Below are 15,293 nucleotides of genomic sequence, written 5' to 3' on the forward strand. Positions count from 1 at the left end.
CGACGTGACTGAGGTGCTGCCGTGGTGGCTCGGCCTGACCGGCCTGTGGGTCCTCACGCTGTCGACGCCGTCGTGGCCGGAGATCGGGGCCGCGGCCGTGGCGGCGGTGCCTTGCGCATTCGCCGCCCGCGCCGCGCGCCGGGCCGTCGGCGGGGCGTGGCGGCTCCGGGCGGGCTGGCTGCGGTGGCTGCTCGCGCTTCCCGGAACGGCGGTCCGCGAGTCCGGCCGTGCCGTGGTCAAGGTGGCCAGGCAGCCGCGCGCGGGCCGGTTCGGCACCGTCGCCCTGCCGGAGGAACCCGACGCGGTCCACGACGCCAGGGCGGCCTGTGCGGCCGCCCTCGTCGGCTGCACCCCCGGGACGATGGTCGTCGCCACTCCCGAAAACTCCTCAGCCGGCCGCGAACTGGTCGTCCACCAGTTGCTCGAAGGGGATTCGCGCGTGCTGGACGAGGTGCGCCGGTGACCGGCTGGCTGGTCGCCGCCGTCCTGCTCATGGCGGGCGGCCTCGGCCCGGCGCTGTGGCTGGCCGCGCGCGGCGACGCCATCGGGCGGCTGGCCGGCCTCCAGCTCGCCGGCCCGGTCACCGTGCTCACGCTGCTGCTGCTCGTGCAGGCCTACGGTCCGTCCAGCGCGGTGATCCTGCCGCTGGTGCTGACGGTCCTCGCCTTCGCGGGCACGCTGCTGTTCATCCGGCTGCTGGGGACGACGGAATGACCGTCGTCGCGCAGGTTCTCGTCTTCGCCGGGGTCGCCGTGGTCGTGGTGGCGGCGCTCGTCATGCTGCGGGCCCGGACGCTGCTCAACCGGCTGCACCTGCTCGCCCCCGTCACGACGCTGGGCGCACCGCTCGTCGGCGTCGGACTCGCGCTGGACTCGGGGTGGAACCTCGGGTCGGGCGCCATCCTGCTGACCGTCCTGCTGCTCGCGGTGACCGGCCCGGTGCTGCAGTCCGCCGCCGGGCGCGTCGAGGCGCGGCGGCGGGGCGCGATCGAGGAGGACCTGCCGTCGTGACGACGGTCGTGCCGCTCGTCGCCCTCGCGTTCGTCGCCGTCGCGGGGTTCGCGGTGGTGGCCACCCCGGACCCGCGGCGGCAGGCGATCACGCTGTCGCTGTTCAGCCTGTGCCTGACGCTGCTGTTCGTGGTGCTCCAGGCCCCGGACGTCGCGCTGTCGGAACTGGCCGTCGGGTCGGCCGTGGTGCCGCTGCTCGTGCTGCTCACCATCCGGAAGGTGGGCGGGCGATGACGCTGCGGGCCCGGACGTGGCTGTGCGCGGCCGGCGCGCTCGGCGTCGCCGTCCTGCTCGTGACGGCGTTCCTGCGGATGCCGGGGTTCGGCGGCGACCTGCACGTCTACCGCGACCTCGCGCTGCCCGCCGCGATCGCGCGGGCGACGCCGAACCTCGTGTCGTCGGTCAACTTCGACCTGCGCGCGCTGGACACCCTGGGCGAGGAGACCATCGTCGCCGCCGCGGTCGTCGGCACGCTGTCGCTGCTGCAGCCGTCCCAAGAGGAACGTCGGCGGATCGAACCGCAGCGCGGGTACGTCATGCCGGTGGTCAAGGTCGCCGGCTACCTGCTGCTGCCGGTGACCCTGCTGCTCGGCCTCGACGTCGTGGCGCACGGCCACCTCACCCCCGGCGGCGGCTTCCAGGGCGGGGTGGTGCTGGCCACCGGCTGGCACCTGCTCTACATCTCCGGCAGCTACCCGGCGCTCGCGCGGCTGCGCCCGCTCGACTGGTGCGAGTACGCCGAGGCGGCCGCGACCGGCCTGTACGTCGTCACCGGGCTCGCCGGCCTGGTCGCCGGCGGCGCGTTCCTGGCCAACGTCCTGCCGAAGGGCGAGTTCGGTTCGCTGCTGTCGGCGGGCACGGTGCCGGTGCTGAGCGTCCTGGTCGGGATCGAGGTCGCCGCCGGGCTCGTCGTGCTGCTGGCCCAGTTCCTCGGCCAGGGCCTGATCCGCGAGGAGGCCGCGTGATGGCCGGGATGGCCTGCTACGGCGTGGCCGGGTGGCTGCTGCTGATCGGCGCGATCGGCATCGTGCGCAGCAGGCACCTCGTGCACACCGTCGTCTCGCTCTCGGTGGCGCAGGCCGGGACGTACGTGCTGCTGCTCGGGATCGGCTACCAGGACCGGGCAGGCGCCCCGATCGTCGCGCCGGACCAGCGGCAGCCCGTGGTCGACCCGATGGTGCAGGCGATGACGCTGACCGACATCGTCGTCTCGGCCACGATCACCGCGCTGCTGCTCGGCCTCACCATCCAGATCTCGAAGCGCCACGGGACGGTCGACCCCGACGAGCTGCGCGCCCTGCGCGGCTGACGCGATGTCCGCGCTCCCGTCCCTCATCGTCGCGCTTCCGCTGCTGGCCGCGTGCCTGCTGCTCGGCCTGGGCGGAATGCTGCCGCGGGTGGTGGCCGACGGGTTCGCGACCGCGGCCGCGCTGGCCGCCACGGTGCTGACGGCCGTGCTGCTCGCCGCCGTGCAGCACGGCCGGGTGGTGGTCTGGCTGGGCGGGCACCGGCCGGACGGCGCCCGCTCGCTCGGCATCGTCCTGGCCGCCGACGGGCTCAACACGACGCTGGCGCTGCTGGCGTCGTTCCTGACGACGTGCGCGCTGGTCTACAGCTGGCGCTACTTCGAGGCGGTCGAAGCCCGCTACCACGCGATGCTGCTGCTGTTCCTCACCGGCATGCTCGGCTTCCTGCTCACCGGGGACCTGTTCACCCTGTTCGTGTTCTTCGAGCTGATGAGCGGCGTGGCCTACGCGCTGACCGGGTACCGCGTCGAGGAAGCCGACTCCGTCCAGGGCGCGCTGAACTTCGGCGTGGTGAACTCGCTGGGCGCGTACTTCACGCTGATGGGCATCGGCCTGCTCTACGCGCGCGGCGGGCAGCTCGGGCTCGCGCAGCTCGGCGTCGCCCTGGACGGCAAGCCCGCGGACGCGCTGGTGCTGGCCGCGTTCGTGCTCGTCTGCACCGGCTTGCTGGTCAAGGCGGCCGCGGTGCCGTTCCACTTCTGGCTCGCCGACGCGCACGCGGTCGCCCCGACGCCGGTGTGTGTGCTCTTCTCCGGCGTCATGGTCGAGCTGGGCGTCTACGGTGTGCTGCGGGTCCGGCGGACGGTGTTCGGCGGGGTGCTCGACGACGGCGCGTTCGCCCGGGTGCTGCTGGTGCTCGGGATCGCCAGTGCGGTGCTCGGCGCCGTCCTCTGCTTCACCCAGCGGCACCTGAAACGGCTGCTGGCCTACTCGACGATCGCGCACACCGGGTTGTTCCTTTGTGGACTGGCCGCCGCGGACGGCACGGCGAGCACGGGGTTCCTGCTCGCGGTGGCCGGGCACGCGGGCGCCAAGGCGGCGCTGTTCCTGCTCGTCGGGGTGCTCAAGGACCGCTACGGCAGCGTCGACGAGGACGAGCTGTTCGGCAAGTGCGGGCATTCCCGGCTCGAGGGCGGGCTGTTCCTGCTGGCGGGCCTGGTCCTGGCCGGGCTGCCGCCGTTCGGCGTCGCGTTCGGCAAGGACGTCGCCGAGCACGCGCTCGAGAAGACCGGCTACGGCTGGCTGGTGGTGCTGATCGTCGGCGTCACGGCGGTGACGGCGGGCGCGGTGCTGCGAGCCGGCCTGGGTGTCTACTTCGGACGCGGCAGGCCCCCGCGCCGCGACGACGGCGACCGCACCCCGGGCACCGACGAGGAACCCGAGACCGGCCACCGCATCGAGCGCACGCCCGCGACGATGACCGCCGCGATCGTCGCGGTGCTGGCCGGCGCGCTCGCGGTCCCCTGGCTGGGTGAAATCGCCGTCACCGCCGGGCGGCAGGAGGCGGACCGCGGCGGCTACCTGCACGACGTCCTGCCCGCCGTCGGCTCGCCCGGGCCGCTCCCGCCGGTGACAGCCGGATGGACGTCGTCCGGCCTGCTGTTCGGCGGCCTCACGGTCCTGCTGGCGCTCGGCACCGCCGCGGCGGCCCTCTGGCCCCACCGGCTCCCGTCCTGGCCGCGGCCGGTCCGGGCGGCCCTCGACGCGCTGCACCGGGGGCATTCCGGCCACGTCGGGGACTACGTCGCGTGGCTGCTGGCCGGCGTGACGGTCCTCACGGCGCTCGTGTGGCTCTGATGTGTATGCGGCCGTGCACTGGGTATCCCTGTGCCAAGGCCCTTTTGGCGACTGGCCGATCCGGAAATGTCGCCGCGACGGAAGGTGCACCCCGATGAACGACAAGTTCGAGAACAAGGGCGAAGAGCTCAAGGGCCGGGCGAAGGAAGCCGTCGGCGACGCCACGGGCAACGAGCAGTGGCAGGCCGAGGGCAAGGCCGACCAGGCCAAGGGTTCGCTCAAGCAGGCCGGCGAGAAGATCAAGGACGCCGTCAAGGGCGTCAAGGACAAGGACTGACCCGTAGTCCTGCCGCTGCCGCACCCCGGTTTTCCGGGGTGCGGCAGTTGCCGTTTCAGCTTCCCCTGGACCGCCGCTCGAGCCGTTCCCGCTGCGGCACCACCACGTACTTCGGATCCTTTGTGGACGCGACCCCCGCCGCGTAGACACCGAACCGCGTGCACAGCCCCGAAGCCAGGTAAGCCGCGCCCGCCAGCACGCCCGCGCCGCGGTGGCGGCTCGCCAGCAGCGAAAGTCCCGCGCCGGCCGCGGTCAACGCCTTGGCCGCCTTCAGCAGCTTGCCCGCGCGCCCCGTCCGGTACGGCTCCGAAACCAGGCCCAGGCCGGTTTCGAGGTGGTGCTCGGCCACCAGTTCCGCCACCGCCCCGGCGAGTCCCGCGCGGACGGCCGGGCCGACCTCGGCCGCGGGAGCCGCCAGCAGGGCCGCGCCCGCGCCGCTCGTCAGCGCGCTGCCCGCGAACAGCACCGGGAGCATCCCGTGGGCCTCGTGCCACGACGGTGTCGCCGTGTCCGCCAGCAGCACCGCCGTGTACGTGCACATAGCCGGGCCGAGCACGCCCGCGCCCGCTCCCGCCAGCCTGCCGACCAGCGGCAGCTTCCCGGTCACCTCGGACGCCGCCGCCACCGCGGCCAGCCCGGAGAACGGCGACAGGATCCACGACCCGACCGAAAGCGGCGACGTCGGCTTCAGCACCCGCAGCATGTGCAGGAACCGCGTCGGCCTGCCCAGGTCGTGGATCAGCGCCACGACGCTCGCGACCGACCCGCCGGACGCCACGAGCCGGCCCACGCGGGCGAGGCCCGGCCGCCCGGTGACGTCGGCCAGCGCCGCCATCGTCGCCGACGCGCCCGCCGCGCCGCCCAGGAACAGGTACAGCGGCACGTCCGGCTGCTTCCACGCCGGTTCCTTGAGGATCGGCCGGCCGTAGTAGGACTTGAACTCCGCGGGCTCGACCATCGCCCGTTCGCGGCGCGGGCTCACCGGCGCCGTCCCAGGAACGACATCGCCACGGCCGCGGCCACCCCGGCCGCCGTGACGGCGGCCCGCTTCCACATCGCCGGCAGGTCCCGGGTCGTGACGACCGGATCCGGTGGCAGCCCGTAGACCTCCGGTTCGTCCAGCAGCAGGAAGAACGCGCCGTCGCCGCCGACGCCGTCTTCGGGATCACGGCCGTAGAGCCGGGCCTCCGGCACTCCGGAGCCGTGCAGGTCGCGCACCCGCTCGTCGGCCCGTTCGCGGAGTTCGTCCAGCTCGCCGAACTGGATCGAGTCGGTCGGGCACGCCTTGGCGCACGCCGGTTCCATCCCCGCGCCGAGCCGGTCGTAGCAGAGGGTGCACTTGAACGCGCGGCCGTCCGACTCGCGCTTTTCGATGACGCCGTACGGGCACGCCGGCACGCAGTAGCCGCAGCCGTTGCAGATGTCCTGCTGCACGACGACGGTGCCGAACTCGGTGCGGAACAACGAGCCGGTCGGGCAGACGTCGAGGCAGGCCGCGTGCGTGCAGTGCTTGCAGACGTCGCTCGACATCAGCCAGCGCACGCCCGGCTCGTCCTGAGCCGGCGCACCGACGTCCGGCATCCCGAGGTCCACTGTGGACTCTTTCGGCTGCTCGACGAACGCGACGTGCCGCCACGTGTTCGAGCCCAGCGCGCCGGTGTTGTCGTAGGACGAGCCGAGCAGGTCCAGCTCGCCGCGGTCGGGTACGCCGTTCCACTCCTTGCACGCCACTTCGCAGGCCTTGCAGCCGATGCACACCGACGTGTCGGTGAAGAACCCCATCCGGGGCTGGGTGCCGTACTCAGCCATCGGCTCGCCTCCGGTACTCCTCGACCATGGCCGGCAGCGCGGCGCCGCGCGGGCGGCGGCCCGGCCGGATGTCACAGGTCGCCGCCTTCGACTCCTGGATGTGCACGTTCGGGTCCAGCACGATCGACAGCAGGTCGTTCGCCGCGTCGCCGCGCGAGAGGCCGTTCGGGCCCCAGTGGTAGGGCAGGCCGACCTGGTGGATGGTCCGGCCGCGGACCTTCAGCGGCTTCACGCGGTCGGTCACGAGCACGCGGGCCTCGATCGCCGTCCGCGCCGAGACGATCGTCGCCCAGCCGCCGTTTTCCAGACCGCGTTCCGCCGCGAGCGCCGGCGAGACTTCGCAGAAGAACTCCGGCTGAAGCTCCGAAAGGTAGGGCAACGTCCGGCTCATCCCGCCCGCGGTGTGGTGCTCGGTGAGCCGGTAAGTGGTGAACACGTACGGGTAGACCTCGCTCCGCGCGGGGTTGTAGGGGTTGGCCGGGCTTTCCAGGGTCTGCCGCGTCGGCGACTCCTGCTGCCCGTAGAGCGCGTTGTCCACCGGGCTTTCGAACGGCTCGTAGTGCGCGGGCAGCGGGCCGTCGGCCAGGCCGGCCGGGACGTAGAGCCAGGCCTTCCCGTCGGTCTGCATGATGAACGGGTCGCGCCCGCCCAGCGCGTCCTGCGCCTTCGCCCCCTCGGGCGGCACGTGGTCCGGTGCCTTGGTGGGTTCGAAGTCCGGGACGTCCGGACCGACCCACTTGCCCTGCTCGGCGTCCCAGCTGAGCAGCTTCTTCCGTTCGCTCCAGGGTTTGCCGTCCGGGTCCGCCGACGCGCGGTTGTAGAGGATCCGCCGGTTCGCCGGCCACGCCCACGCCCAGCCCTTCGCGACCCAGTCCTGCTCGCTGCCCGGCTGCCGGTTGGCGGCCTGGTTCTTCCCGCCGGCGCGGACGCCGCAGTAGATCCAGCAGCCGCACGCGGTCGAGCCGTCGTCCTTCAGTTCGGTGTACGCCGAAAGCGGGCCGTCCGGGCCGTGGCCGTTGATCTCGGCGAGCACGGACTCCGCGCTCGGGTCGTCGGTCGGGCCCTCGACCGGGTAGCTCCAGGTGAGGTCGCGGATCGGCGCGTCGCGCGGGTCGGCGCCGACGCGTTCCCTGATGAGCCGGCCCAGGTGGTAGTAGAACCACAGGTCGCTGCGGGCGTCGCCGGGCGGTTCGACGGCCTTGTGGTGCCACTGCAGCAGGCGCTGGGTGTTGGTGAAGCTGCCGTCCTTCTCGGTGTGCGCGGCGGCGGGCAGGAAGAAGACCTCGGTGCCGATCTCGTCGGACCTCAGCTCGCCGGTCTCGATCTCGGGGCCGTCCTTCCAGAACGTCGCGCTTTCGATCAGCTGCAGGTCGCGGACGACGAGCCAGTCGAGGTTGGCCAGGCCGAGCCGCTGGAACTTGCCGTTGGCCGAGCCGACCGCCGGGTTCTCGCCCACCAGGAAGTAGCCCTTGCACTCCCCCTCGATCTGCTTCTGCACGGTCGCGTACGTGCCGTGGTCGCCGGTCAGGCGCGGCAGGTAGTCGAAGCGGAAGTCGTTGTGCGGCTGGGCCGAATCGCCCCAATAGGACTTGAGCAGGCTGACGGCGTAGGAGCGCATGTTGCCCCAGAACCCGGTCTTGCCCGCGTCCGCCGCGACGAAGTCGTCGAGGCTCTGGTGCTGGTGCGCGTGCGGCATCGGGATGTAGCCCGGCAGCAGGTTGAACAGCGTCGGGATGTCGGTGGAGCCCTGGATGCTGGCGTGGCCCCGCAGCGCGAGGATGCCGCCGCCGGGGCGGCCGATGTTGCCGAGCAGGGTCTGCAGGATCGACGCCGTGCGGATGTACTGCGCGCCGACCGTGTGGTGCGTCCAGCCGACCGAGTACACCCACGCCGTCGTCCGGTCGCGGCCGGAGTTCGCGGTGACCGCCTCGGCGATCTCCCGGAACTGCTCGACGGGCAGGCCGCAGACGTCGGCGACCATTTCCGGCGTGTAGCGGGCGAAGTGGCGCTTGAGCACCTGGTAGACGCACCGCGGGTGCTGCAGCGTCTCGTCGGTCTTCGGCTTGGCCCCCACGGCCGCGCCGCCGCTGCCGTAGGTGTCGGCCCGGGCGGTCTTCTGGTGCCCTTCGCCGCCGTGGTGGTGCTCCGAACCGGGCTCGCCGGGCTGCTCGGGGTCGGTCGAACCGGCCGCGGGCACGGTCGGCGCGCCTTCGTACGCCCACGTCTCCATGTCGTACTGGCGGCGCTCCGGGTCGTAGCCCGAGAAGACGCCGTCGAGGTCTTCGGTGTCTTCGAAGTCCTCACGCAGGATGGCGGCCGCGTTCGTGTAGGCCAGCACGTACTCGCGGAAGTCCTTCCCGGTGCTCAGGACGTGGTTGATCAGGCCGCCGAGGAAGGCGATGTCCGTCCCGGCGCGCACCGCCGCGTGGACGTGGGAGACCGCGCTGGTGCGCGTGAACCGCGGATCGACGTGGATGATCTTCGCGCCGCGGGCCTTCGCCTCCATCACCCACTGGAACCCGACCGGGTGACACTCGGCCATGTTCGAGCCCTGGATGACGATGCAGTCGGCGTTGGCGAGGTCCTGCTGGAACGTCGTGGCGCCCCCACGACCGAAGGAGGTCCCCAGACCGGGAACCGTGGCGGAGTGTCAAATACGCGCCTGGTTTTCGATCTGGATCGCGCCGAGCGCGGTGTAGAGCTTCTTCATCAGGTAGTTCTCTTCGTTGTCCAGCGTCGCGCCGCCCAGGCTGGCGAAGCCGAGCGTGCGGTTGAGCTTGAGACCGTGGTCGTCGGAGTCCTGCCACGTCTCGTCGCGGGTCTTCAGGACCCGGTCGGCGATCATGTCCATCGCCGTGTCGAGGGGCAGGCGCTCCCAGTCGGTACCGTACGGGCGGCGGTAGAGGACCTCGGTGACGCGGCTCGGGCTGGTCACGAGCTGCTTGCTGGCCGAACCCTTCGGGCAGAGCCTGCCGCGCGAGATGGGCGAGTCGGGATCACCCTCGATCTGCGTGACGCGGCCGTCCTTCACGTAGACGTTCTGGCCGCAGCCGACGGCGCAGAACGGGCAGACGGACTTGACCACCTTGTCGGCGTCTTCGGTGCGGGCGTGCCATTTTTCCGAACCGTCCGATTTGGCCGCCGCGGCGCGGGCGGTCGGGTCGGGACCGGTCAGCTGCCGGTACACCGGCCAGCCTTCGATCCACCGACGCACACCCATGGCTGCCACGGTAATAGCGATACCCGCGAGGCGCAGTGCTAACCGCGCACCGTCCGGGTTCCGTCGCCCAGTGGTTCCGTGACACCCGCCGCATCGAGGCGCTCCAGCAGCGGCACCATCACCCGACGCGTGCTGTCCAACGCCCGCCGCGCCTCCGACACCGTGAACGGCTGAGCCAGCCCGCGCAGCTCCACCGCCGCCCGCTCCTCGGCGTCCGGGCCGAGCACCACGCCCTCGGCGACCGCCGTCAGCCTGCCGAGGCGGACCGCCGCCGCCAGCTCGCGGCGGCCCAGGCCCAGCGCGCGCAGCTCGTCCGCCTCCGGCGCGCGGAACGGGTGTTCGGCGAGCCGTTTCGCCACCGCTTCCACGGCCTTCTCGACGGCCGGGGCGAGCCCCGCGCCCGGCCGCCGGACGAGTCCGCCCGCGACCTCGAACCCCGTGCCCGCCAGCAGCGGGCCGAGCAAGCCCGGCGCGGGGAGACCGAGCCGCTGCCGCAACGCCTCGACCGGCATCCCCGCGGCCAGCGCGTCCCAGCTCCGGACGATCGCGACGGCCTCGGCGCGCAGCCCGGCGACGCGCGCCGGGTCGGCGCACCAGTCCCCCATCCTCTCGCCCGTCTCCGCCAAGCCCATCGCCGCGAACTCCCCCGCCGGCACGAAACCGGTCCGGCGCAGGTAGCTCCCGGCCAGGTCCGGATCCTCGAGCTCCTGACCGCGCGCGCGGGCCGCGCCCCGGCGGGCCAGGGACGGCGGCCGGACGTCGAGCACGTCGAACCCGGCGGCGATCCGGTGCTCGCCGGGGTCGCGCAGCAGCCCGCGGTCGCCCACGCGCAACGGCAGCGCGGCCGCCGCCGTGAGCCGCGCGGTGTCCGTCCCCAGTGGACGGACCCGCACCGGCACCGCCGCCGTGCCGAAGTGCAGCACCAGGTTCCGGTGGACGTCCGCGCCGCGCAGCCGCACGTCGAACTCGGCCGTCGCGAGCCACCGGCCCGGCGTGAGCAGGACGTCGCCGCGTCCGACGTCCGTCTTCGCGGTGCCGCGCAGGTTCACCGCCACACGAGCCACCGCCGCCACCCGGTCGTGGGATTTCCCGAGGGCCTGCAGGCCGCGGACCTTGACCCGCCCGGCCCCGAGCAGCAGCTCGTCGCCCACGGCGATCGTGCCCGCCCCGAGGGTGCCCGTGACGACCGTGCCCGCTCCCGGAACGGTGAACGCGCGGTCGATCCACAGCCGGACGTCGGCTGCCGGATCGGGTGTCGGCAGCCCGCCGGCCAGAGTCCCGATCGCCGCGCGCAGCTCGTCGAACCCGGCGCCGGTCGTCCCGCTGACCGCGACGCTGGGGACCGTGCCCAACGACGTCGCGGCGATCTCGTCCAGTGCCGCCGCGGTCGCCGCCGCCGGGTCGGCCCGGTCGGCCTTGGTGACGACGAGCAGGCCGCGGCGGACGCCGAAGGCGTCGAGGGCGGCGAGGTGCTCGGCCGACTGCGGCATCCACCCCTCGTCGGCCGCGACGACGAACAGCACCGCCGGCGCCGGCCCGGCGCCCGCGAGCATGTTCGGCACGAACCGTTCGTGCCCCGGCACGTCGACGAACGCGACGTCCTCGGCACCGATCCGCGTCCAGGCGAAGCCGAGGTCGATGGTGAGCCCGCGGCGGCGTTCTTCGGCCCACCGGTCCGGCTCCATCCCGGTCAGCCGCCGCACCAGCGTCGACTTGCCGTGGTCGACGTGCCCGGCGGTGACGATCACCCGCATCGGCGGACGGCTTCCCGCAGCTTCGCGTCCTCTTCCGGCCGCACGGTCCGCAGGTCGAGCAGGCACCGGTCCCGTTCGACGCGGCCGACGACCGCGGGCTCGCCGGTGCGCAGGGCGACGGCGTACCGGGCGGGCAGGCTCACCGCGACGCTGGGCAGTTCGACCCCCGGCGCTCCCCCGCCGCCGACGGCCGCGACCGACGAAACCACCCGGGCGTCGACGCCTTCCCACGCCCGGACCAGGAGTTCCGCCCGGTGCCGGAGGCGGTCGACGGACACCTCGAGCGCTTCCCGCACCGGAGTTTCCGGCCCGCGCAGCGTGGCTTCGAGGGCGGCCAAGGTGAGCTTGTCGACGCGCAGGGCCCGCGCGGCGGGGTGCCGCCGGAGCCGTTCGACGACGTCGGCGTCCCCCAGCAGGAGGCCGGCCTGCGGGCCGCCGAGGAGCTTGTCGCCGCTGGCCGTGACGACCGTGGCACCCGCGCGCAGCGCACTCGCCGCGTCCGGTTCGTCCGGCAGCAGCGGATGCGGGGTCAGCAGCCCGGACCCGATGTCGGCGACGACGGGGGCACCGAGCCCGGCCAGCTCCGGCAGCGCCGCCTCCGCCGTGAAGCCGGTGACGCGGTAGTTCGAGGGGTGCACCTTGAGGACGAACCCGGTGTCCGGGCCGATCGCTTCGGCGTAGTCGCCCGCGGTGGTCCGGTTGGTGGTGCCGACCTCGCGCAGCCGGGCACCCGTCGAGGCCAGCAGGTCGGGGATGCGGAAACCGTCCCCGATCTCGACCAGCTCGCCCCGGCTGACGACGATCTCGCGGCCCGGGGCCAGGGCGAGCGCGCAGAGCAGCAGGGCGGCCGCGTTGTTGTTGACGACGTGCACCGCGCCGGCGTCCGGGACGGCCGCGGCGAGCGCCGCGAGGGCACCGCGCCCGCGCCGGGCCCGCTCGCCGGTCGCCAGGTCGAACTCGACGTCGGTGGCGCCGCCGGCCGCCGCGAGCGCGTCCAGCGCGGCCGGGGACAGCGGGGCACGGCCGAGGTTCGTGTGCACGACGACGCCGGTCGCGTTGACCACCGGCCGCAGCGACGCCGCGTTCGCCGGGAGCCGCGCGAGGACGACGTCGACGACGTCGCCCGGGGCGACCGCACCGCTTCGGGCGGCCGTCTGGACCTCGGTGACCACCGACTTGACCAGGTCGCGCCCGAGCGTCCCGGCCGCCTTCGCGACCCGGGGTTCGGCGAGGACGGCGTCGGTCCGCGGGATCGCGCGGCGCGGGTCAGGCATGGCGGAGGCGGACGGGAATCGAACCCGCCAGCGGCAGGACCTGCCGCTCAACGGTTTTGAAGACCGTGCCGGTCACCAGGCCGGATACGCCTCCCTGCACCATGGCGACCATCCTGCCAACTCCACGCCCGGCGGGCACGATGAAGCGGTGGAACACCGGCTGACGCAGTACGCGCACGGCGGCGGCTGTGCGTGCAAGATCCCGCCCGGCGAGCTCGAGGAGGCCGTCCGCGGCCTGACCGGGAGTTCGCCCGCCGACCCCGCCGGCGAGCTGCTCGTCGGCCTCGACACCGGCGACGACGCGGCCGCGGTCCGGATCTCCGGGTCGACCGCGCTGATCGCGACCACCGACTTCTTCACCCCGGTCGTCGACGACGCCTACGACTGGGGGCGGATCGCCGCGGCCAACGCGCTTTCCGACGTCTACGCCATGGGCGGCACGCCCGTGGTGGCGGTGAACCTGCTCGGCTGGCCGCGGGAGACGCTGCCGTTCGAGCTCGCGGCCGAGGTGCTGCGCGGCGGGCTCGACGTCTGCGGCAAGGCCGGCTGCCACCTGGCCGGCGGGCACAGCATCGACGACCCGGAGCCGAAATACGGGCTGGCCGTCACCGGCGTCGCGGATCCTTCGCGGCTGCTGCGCAACGACGCCGGCCGCGCGGGCGTGCCGCTGACGCTGACCAAGCCGCTCGGTGTCGGCGTGCTGAACTCGCGGCACAAAGCGACCGGCGAACGGTTCGCGCAGGCGATCGACGTCATGACGACGTTGAACGACGCCGCGGCCCGCGCCGCGCTCGCCGCCGGGGCGGTCTGCGCCACCGACGTCACCGGCTTCGGGCTGCTCGGCCACCTGCACAAGCTGGCGCGGGCGAGCGGGGTGACGGCCCGGCTCGACCCGGCGGCCGTGCCGTACCTCGACGGGGCGCGCGAGGCCCTGCGCGACGGGTACGTCAGCGGCGGCACGCGCCGGAACCTCGATTGGGTGCGCCCGCACGTGGACCTGTCCCGGATACCGGAGGACGAGGCACTGCTGCTGGCCGACGCGCAGACGTCCGGCGGGCTGCTGGTGGCCGGGGAGCTGCCGGGGCACCCGGTGGTCGGGGAACTCGTGGCGCGCGGGGACCACACGATCGTCGTGGGCTGAGTTTCGGGCCGTCCGGGGCGGGTACGCGGGGATCATGCCTGCACCGGACCGTTCCAGCCTCGAGAAGCACCTGGCCGAGACCGAATACCCGTGTGGCCGCGACGAGCTCCTGCGCCGCGCGGCCGCGGCCGGTGGTGGCGACTCCGTGCTCGGCTCGCTCGGCGGCCTGGCCGAAGGCGACCGGTACGAGAACTTCGACGCCGTGTGGGAGGCGGTGTCGGCCAAGCACATCGGCGGAGCACCTTAGGCGAGCCGCTCCACGGCGTCGCGGGCTTCCTTGAGGTCCGCGCCGGTGTTCTCGCGGTAGACCTTGATGGCCTGGATCTTCTTGCCCTCCCGCAGCAGCGCGGTGACCTCGGCGAGCCCGGGCTCTTCGACGGTCACGCCGAGCTGGGCGACGATGGCGTCCAGCTTCCGTTCCATCCGGTCGAGCCGGCGGCTGAGCCTGCGTTCGGTGGCCGAGGAGCCCAACCCGACGACCACGACGAGCAGGACGATCCCGAGCAGCAGCATCCCGTAGTCCATGGCGGGTCATGCTAGTTCGCGGAAACTGTCGGTGCCCGTGGTTAAGGTGGCCCGCATGACAACTTTGCCGGATCGCCCGAACACCGCCCTGCTCGTGGTCGACGTCCAGAACGGCGTGATGAAGGAGGCCCACGACCGCGCGGCGGTCCTCGCCAACCTCGTCGCGCTGGTGGAGAAGGCCCGCGCGGACGGGGTTCCGGTGGTGTGGGTGCAGCACACGAGCGACGAACTGCCGCGTGGCAGCGAGGTGTGGGAGTACGTGCCGGAGCTGGTGCGGCGCGAGACGGAACCGTTGGTGCACAAGGAGTACGGCGACTCGTTCGAGGACACGGACCTGGAGTCGGTGCTGGCTTCGCGGGGCATCGGGCGGTTGGTGGTGGCGGGGGCGCAGACGGACGCCTGCATCCGGTCGACGCTGCACGGGGCGTTCACCCGGGGGTACGACGCCACCTTGGTCGCGGACGCGCACACCACGGAGGACCTGTCGGCTTATGGGGCTCCCGCGCCGGGCGACGTGATCGCGCACACCAATCTGTACTGGGGGTTCCAGACGGCTCCGGGGCGGACCGCGGGGACGGTGAAAACCGCGGAAGTGGACTTCGGGGTGGCTGCTTCGGTGTGAGGTCGGCCGAGGAGCCGCTAGTTGGGCGGGTGGGCGTGAGGTGCGTCCGGCTGCCGGTTGCTCGGCGGCCGCCTGGCCCAGTGCCCGCACCCGCGCCGCCGGGGTCGCGCCCGCCATGCCTGGCGGGACGCGGCCGGCGATCCCCGGCCGAACTTGAGGGCACTGCCGTCGCCTGACCGGAAGTACCGCTTCGGGCGGCCGCTACTCCGGCCGCTCGAAGCCGTACGCGCGCTCCACTTTGGCCACCTCGATGTGGTAGTCCGCGTACCACTGCTCCCGGCCGCGCCGCTGCGCCTCCAGGTGCTCCGGATGGCGCTGCCACCGGGAAATCGACTCGGCGTCGCGGTAGTACAGGACCGTCAGCTCGCGGCCGTCGGCGCCGGTCCGGGACTCGCGCCCCAGGTACCCCGGCTGCACCCGGCCGAGCTCGCCCATCCGGGCGTCCATTTCCGCGTAGCCGTCGAGGTGGGCGGCGTCGAGCTTGCTGCTGATGATCACCGCGTAGTACGGCGGCTCGGGTCTGGTGAAGGACACCGGCGGAGCCTAAGTCCGCCGCTC

At 73.3% G+C, this 15,293-nt stretch carries 18 protein-coding genes and 1 tRNA gene; 11 read left to right on the forward strand and 8 right to left on the reverse strand.

What is annotated here, in order from left to right:
- Positions 1 to 4: 4 nt before the first annotated feature.
- From ACWEVP_RS28790 to ACWEVP_RS28825, 8 genes are all read left to right on the forward strand, one after another.
- The gene (locus ACWEVP_RS28790; RefSeq protein WP_452065695.1) at positions 5 to 463 is read left to right on the forward strand and encodes a Na+/H+ antiporter subunit E; all 459 of its coding nucleotides are present in this window, start codon (positions 5 to 7) and stop codon (positions 461 to 463) included.
- A complete protein-coding gene (locus ACWEVP_RS28795) occupies positions 460 to 714 on the forward strand; it encodes a hypothetical protein (protein ID WP_086675478.1) in 255 nt (84 codons plus the stop codon). Before ACWEVP_RS28790 ends, ACWEVP_RS28795 begins: the two co-directional genes overlap by 4 nt.
- Positions 711 to 1,010, forward strand: a complete 300-nt coding sequence (locus tag ACWEVP_RS28800) for a monovalent cation/H(+) antiporter subunit G (protein WP_452065696.1) — start codon at positions 711 to 713, stop codon at positions 1,008 to 1,010. The genes ACWEVP_RS28795 and ACWEVP_RS28800 overlap by 4 nt, the downstream gene beginning before the upstream one ends.
- Positions 1,007 to 1,243, forward strand: a complete 237-nt coding sequence (locus tag ACWEVP_RS28805) for a Na(+)/H(+) antiporter subunit B (RefSeq protein ID WP_452065697.1) — start codon at positions 1,007 to 1,009, stop codon at positions 1,241 to 1,243. Before ACWEVP_RS28800 ends, ACWEVP_RS28805 begins: the two co-directional genes overlap by 4 nt.
- Positions 1,240 to 1,974 carry an MnhB domain-containing protein gene (locus tag ACWEVP_RS28810; protein ID WP_452065698.1) on the forward strand — a complete coding sequence of 245 codons (735 nt, stop codon included), beginning with the start codon at positions 1,240 to 1,242 and terminating at the stop codon, positions 1,972 to 1,974. Before ACWEVP_RS28805 ends, ACWEVP_RS28810 begins: the two co-directional genes overlap by 4 nt.
- Positions 1,974 to 2,318, forward strand: a complete 345-nt coding sequence (locus ACWEVP_RS28815) for a sodium:proton antiporter (RefSeq protein ID WP_452065699.1) — start codon at positions 1,974 to 1,976, stop codon at positions 2,316 to 2,318. Before ACWEVP_RS28810 ends, ACWEVP_RS28815 begins: the two co-directional genes overlap by 1 nt.
- A 4-nt stretch (positions 2,319 to 2,322) precedes the next feature.
- Positions 2,323 to 4,113, forward strand: coding sequence for a complex I subunit 5 family protein (locus tag ACWEVP_RS28820; protein WP_452065700.1), 1,791 nt, complete (start codon positions 2,323 to 2,325; stop codon positions 4,111 to 4,113).
- A gap of 94 nt (positions 4,114 to 4,207) precedes the next feature.
- On the forward strand, positions 4,208 to 4,390 hold the full coding sequence (locus ACWEVP_RS28825) for a CsbD family protein (RefSeq protein ID WP_086675473.1): 183 nt from the start codon (positions 4,208 to 4,210) through the stop codon (positions 4,388 to 4,390).
- 55 nt (positions 4,391 to 4,445) lie between these two features.
- Here ACWEVP_RS28825 and nrfD read toward each other — a convergent pair whose 3' ends face one another.
- From nrfD to ACWEVP_RS28855, 6 genes are all read right to left on the reverse strand, one after another.
- On the reverse strand, positions 4,446 to 5,372 hold the full coding sequence (gene nrfD / locus ACWEVP_RS28830) for an NrfD/PsrC family molybdoenzyme membrane anchor subunit (RefSeq protein ID WP_452065701.1): 927 nt from the start codon (positions 5,370 to 5,372) through the stop codon (positions 4,446 to 4,448).
- A complete protein-coding gene (locus tag ACWEVP_RS28835) occupies positions 5,369 to 6,199 on the reverse strand; it encodes a 4Fe-4S dicluster domain-containing protein (RefSeq protein ID WP_452065702.1) in 831 nt (276 codons plus the stop codon). Before ACWEVP_RS28835 ends, nrfD begins: the two co-directional genes overlap by 4 nt.
- On the reverse strand, positions 6,192 to 9,419 hold the full coding sequence (fdh, locus tag ACWEVP_RS28840) for a formate dehydrogenase (protein WP_452065703.1): 3,228 nt from the start codon (positions 9,417 to 9,419) through the stop codon (positions 6,192 to 6,194). The genes ACWEVP_RS28835 and fdh overlap by 8 nt, the downstream gene beginning before the upstream one ends.
- 38 nt (positions 9,420 to 9,457) lie before the next feature.
- Positions 9,458 to 11,173, reverse strand: a complete 1,716-nt coding sequence (locus tag ACWEVP_RS28845; protein WP_452065704.1) for a SelB domain-containing protein — start codon at positions 11,171 to 11,173, stop codon at positions 9,458 to 9,460.
- Entirely contained in the window at positions 11,164 to 12,447 is a 1,284-nt protein-coding gene (gene selA / locus ACWEVP_RS28850; RefSeq protein WP_452065705.1) for an L-seryl-tRNA(Sec) selenium transferase, read from the reverse strand. The genes ACWEVP_RS28845 and selA overlap by 10 nt, the downstream gene beginning before the upstream one ends.
- A tRNA-Sec gene (locus ACWEVP_RS28855) sits at positions 12,447 to 12,541 on the reverse strand. Before ACWEVP_RS28855 ends, selA begins: the two co-directional genes overlap by 1 nt.
- Positions 12,542 to 12,595: 54 nt before the next feature.
- Between ACWEVP_RS28855 and selD the strand changes: the two genes are divergently transcribed.
- Entirely contained in the window at positions 12,596 to 13,588 is a 993-nt protein-coding gene (gene selD / locus ACWEVP_RS28860) for a selenide, water dikinase SelD (protein WP_452065706.1), read from the forward strand.
- A gap of 34 nt (positions 13,589 to 13,622) precedes the next feature.
- The gene (locus ACWEVP_RS28865) at positions 13,623 to 13,835 is read left to right on the forward strand and encodes a DUF2795 domain-containing protein (protein ID WP_452065707.1); all 213 of its coding nucleotides are present in this window, start codon (positions 13,623 to 13,625) and stop codon (positions 13,833 to 13,835) included.
- Here the strand turns inward: ACWEVP_RS28865 and ACWEVP_RS28870 are convergent.
- Entirely contained in the window at positions 13,832 to 14,113 is a 282-nt protein-coding gene (locus ACWEVP_RS28870) for a hypothetical protein (protein ID WP_452065708.1), read from the reverse strand. The two genes, ACWEVP_RS28865 and ACWEVP_RS28870, sit on opposite strands and share 4 nt — an antisense overlap.
- A gap of 55 nt (positions 14,114 to 14,168) precedes the next feature.
- Between ACWEVP_RS28870 and ACWEVP_RS28875 the strand changes: the two genes are divergently transcribed.
- The gene (locus ACWEVP_RS28875) at positions 14,169 to 14,735 is read left to right on the forward strand and encodes a cysteine hydrolase family protein (RefSeq protein ID WP_452065709.1); all 567 of its coding nucleotides are present in this window, start codon (positions 14,169 to 14,171) and stop codon (positions 14,733 to 14,735) included.
- 201 nt (positions 14,736 to 14,936) lie between these two features.
- Here ACWEVP_RS28875 and ACWEVP_RS28880 read toward each other — a convergent pair whose 3' ends face one another.
- Positions 14,937 to 15,269 (reverse strand): antibiotic biosynthesis monooxygenase family protein, encoded by a 333-nt coding sequence (locus ACWEVP_RS28880; protein WP_452065710.1) that lies wholly within the window; start codon positions 15,267 to 15,269, stop codon positions 14,937 to 14,939.
- Between the last annotated feature and the right edge of the window lie 24 nt (positions 15,270 to 15,293).

The organism is Amycolatopsis sp. NPDC003865 (assembly GCF_053605345.1).

Excerpts from the sequence above, each read along its gene's own strand:
- selA (WP_452065705.1), bottom strand. The coding sequence starts at position 12,447 with ATGCCTGACCCGCGCCGCGCGATCCCGCGGACCGACGCCGTCCTCGCC.
- ACWEVP_RS28835 (WP_452065702.1), bottom strand. The coding sequence starts at position 6,199 with ATGGCTGAGTACGGCACCCAGCCCCGGATGGGGTTCTTCACCGACACG.
- ACWEVP_RS28820 (WP_452065700.1), top strand. The coding sequence starts at position 2,323 with ATGTCCGCGCTCCCGTCCCTCATCGTCGCGCTTCCGCTGCTGGCCGCG.
- ACWEVP_RS28845 (WP_452065704.1), bottom strand. The coding sequence starts at position 11,173 with ATGCGGGTGATCGTCACCGCCGGGCACGTCGACCACGGCAAGTCGACG.
- ACWEVP_RS28815 (WP_452065699.1), top strand. The coding sequence starts at position 1,974 with ATGGCCGGGATGGCCTGCTACGGCGTGGCCGGGTGGCTGCTGCTGATC.
- ACWEVP_RS28800 (WP_452065696.1), top strand. The coding sequence starts at position 711 with ATGACCGTCGTCGCGCAGGTTCTCGTCTTCGCCGGGGTCGCCGTGGTC.
- ACWEVP_RS28870 (WP_452065708.1), bottom strand. The coding sequence starts at position 14,113 with ATGGACTACGGGATGCTGCTGCTCGGGATCGTCCTGCTCGTCGTGGTC.
- ACWEVP_RS28875 (WP_452065709.1), top strand. The coding sequence starts at position 14,169 with ATGACAACTTTGCCGGATCGCCCGAACACCGCCCTGCTCGTGGTCGAC.
- ACWEVP_RS28825 (WP_086675473.1), top strand. The coding sequence starts at position 4,208 with ATGAACGACAAGTTCGAGAACAAGGGCGAAGAGCTCAAGGGCCGGGCG.
- ACWEVP_RS28865 (WP_452065707.1), top strand. The coding sequence starts at position 13,623 with ATGCCTGCACCGGACCGTTCCAGCCTCGAGAAGCACCTGGCCGAGACC.
- ACWEVP_RS28810 (WP_452065698.1), top strand. The coding sequence starts at position 1,240 with ATGACGCTGCGGGCCCGGACGTGGCTGTGCGCGGCCGGCGCGCTCGGC.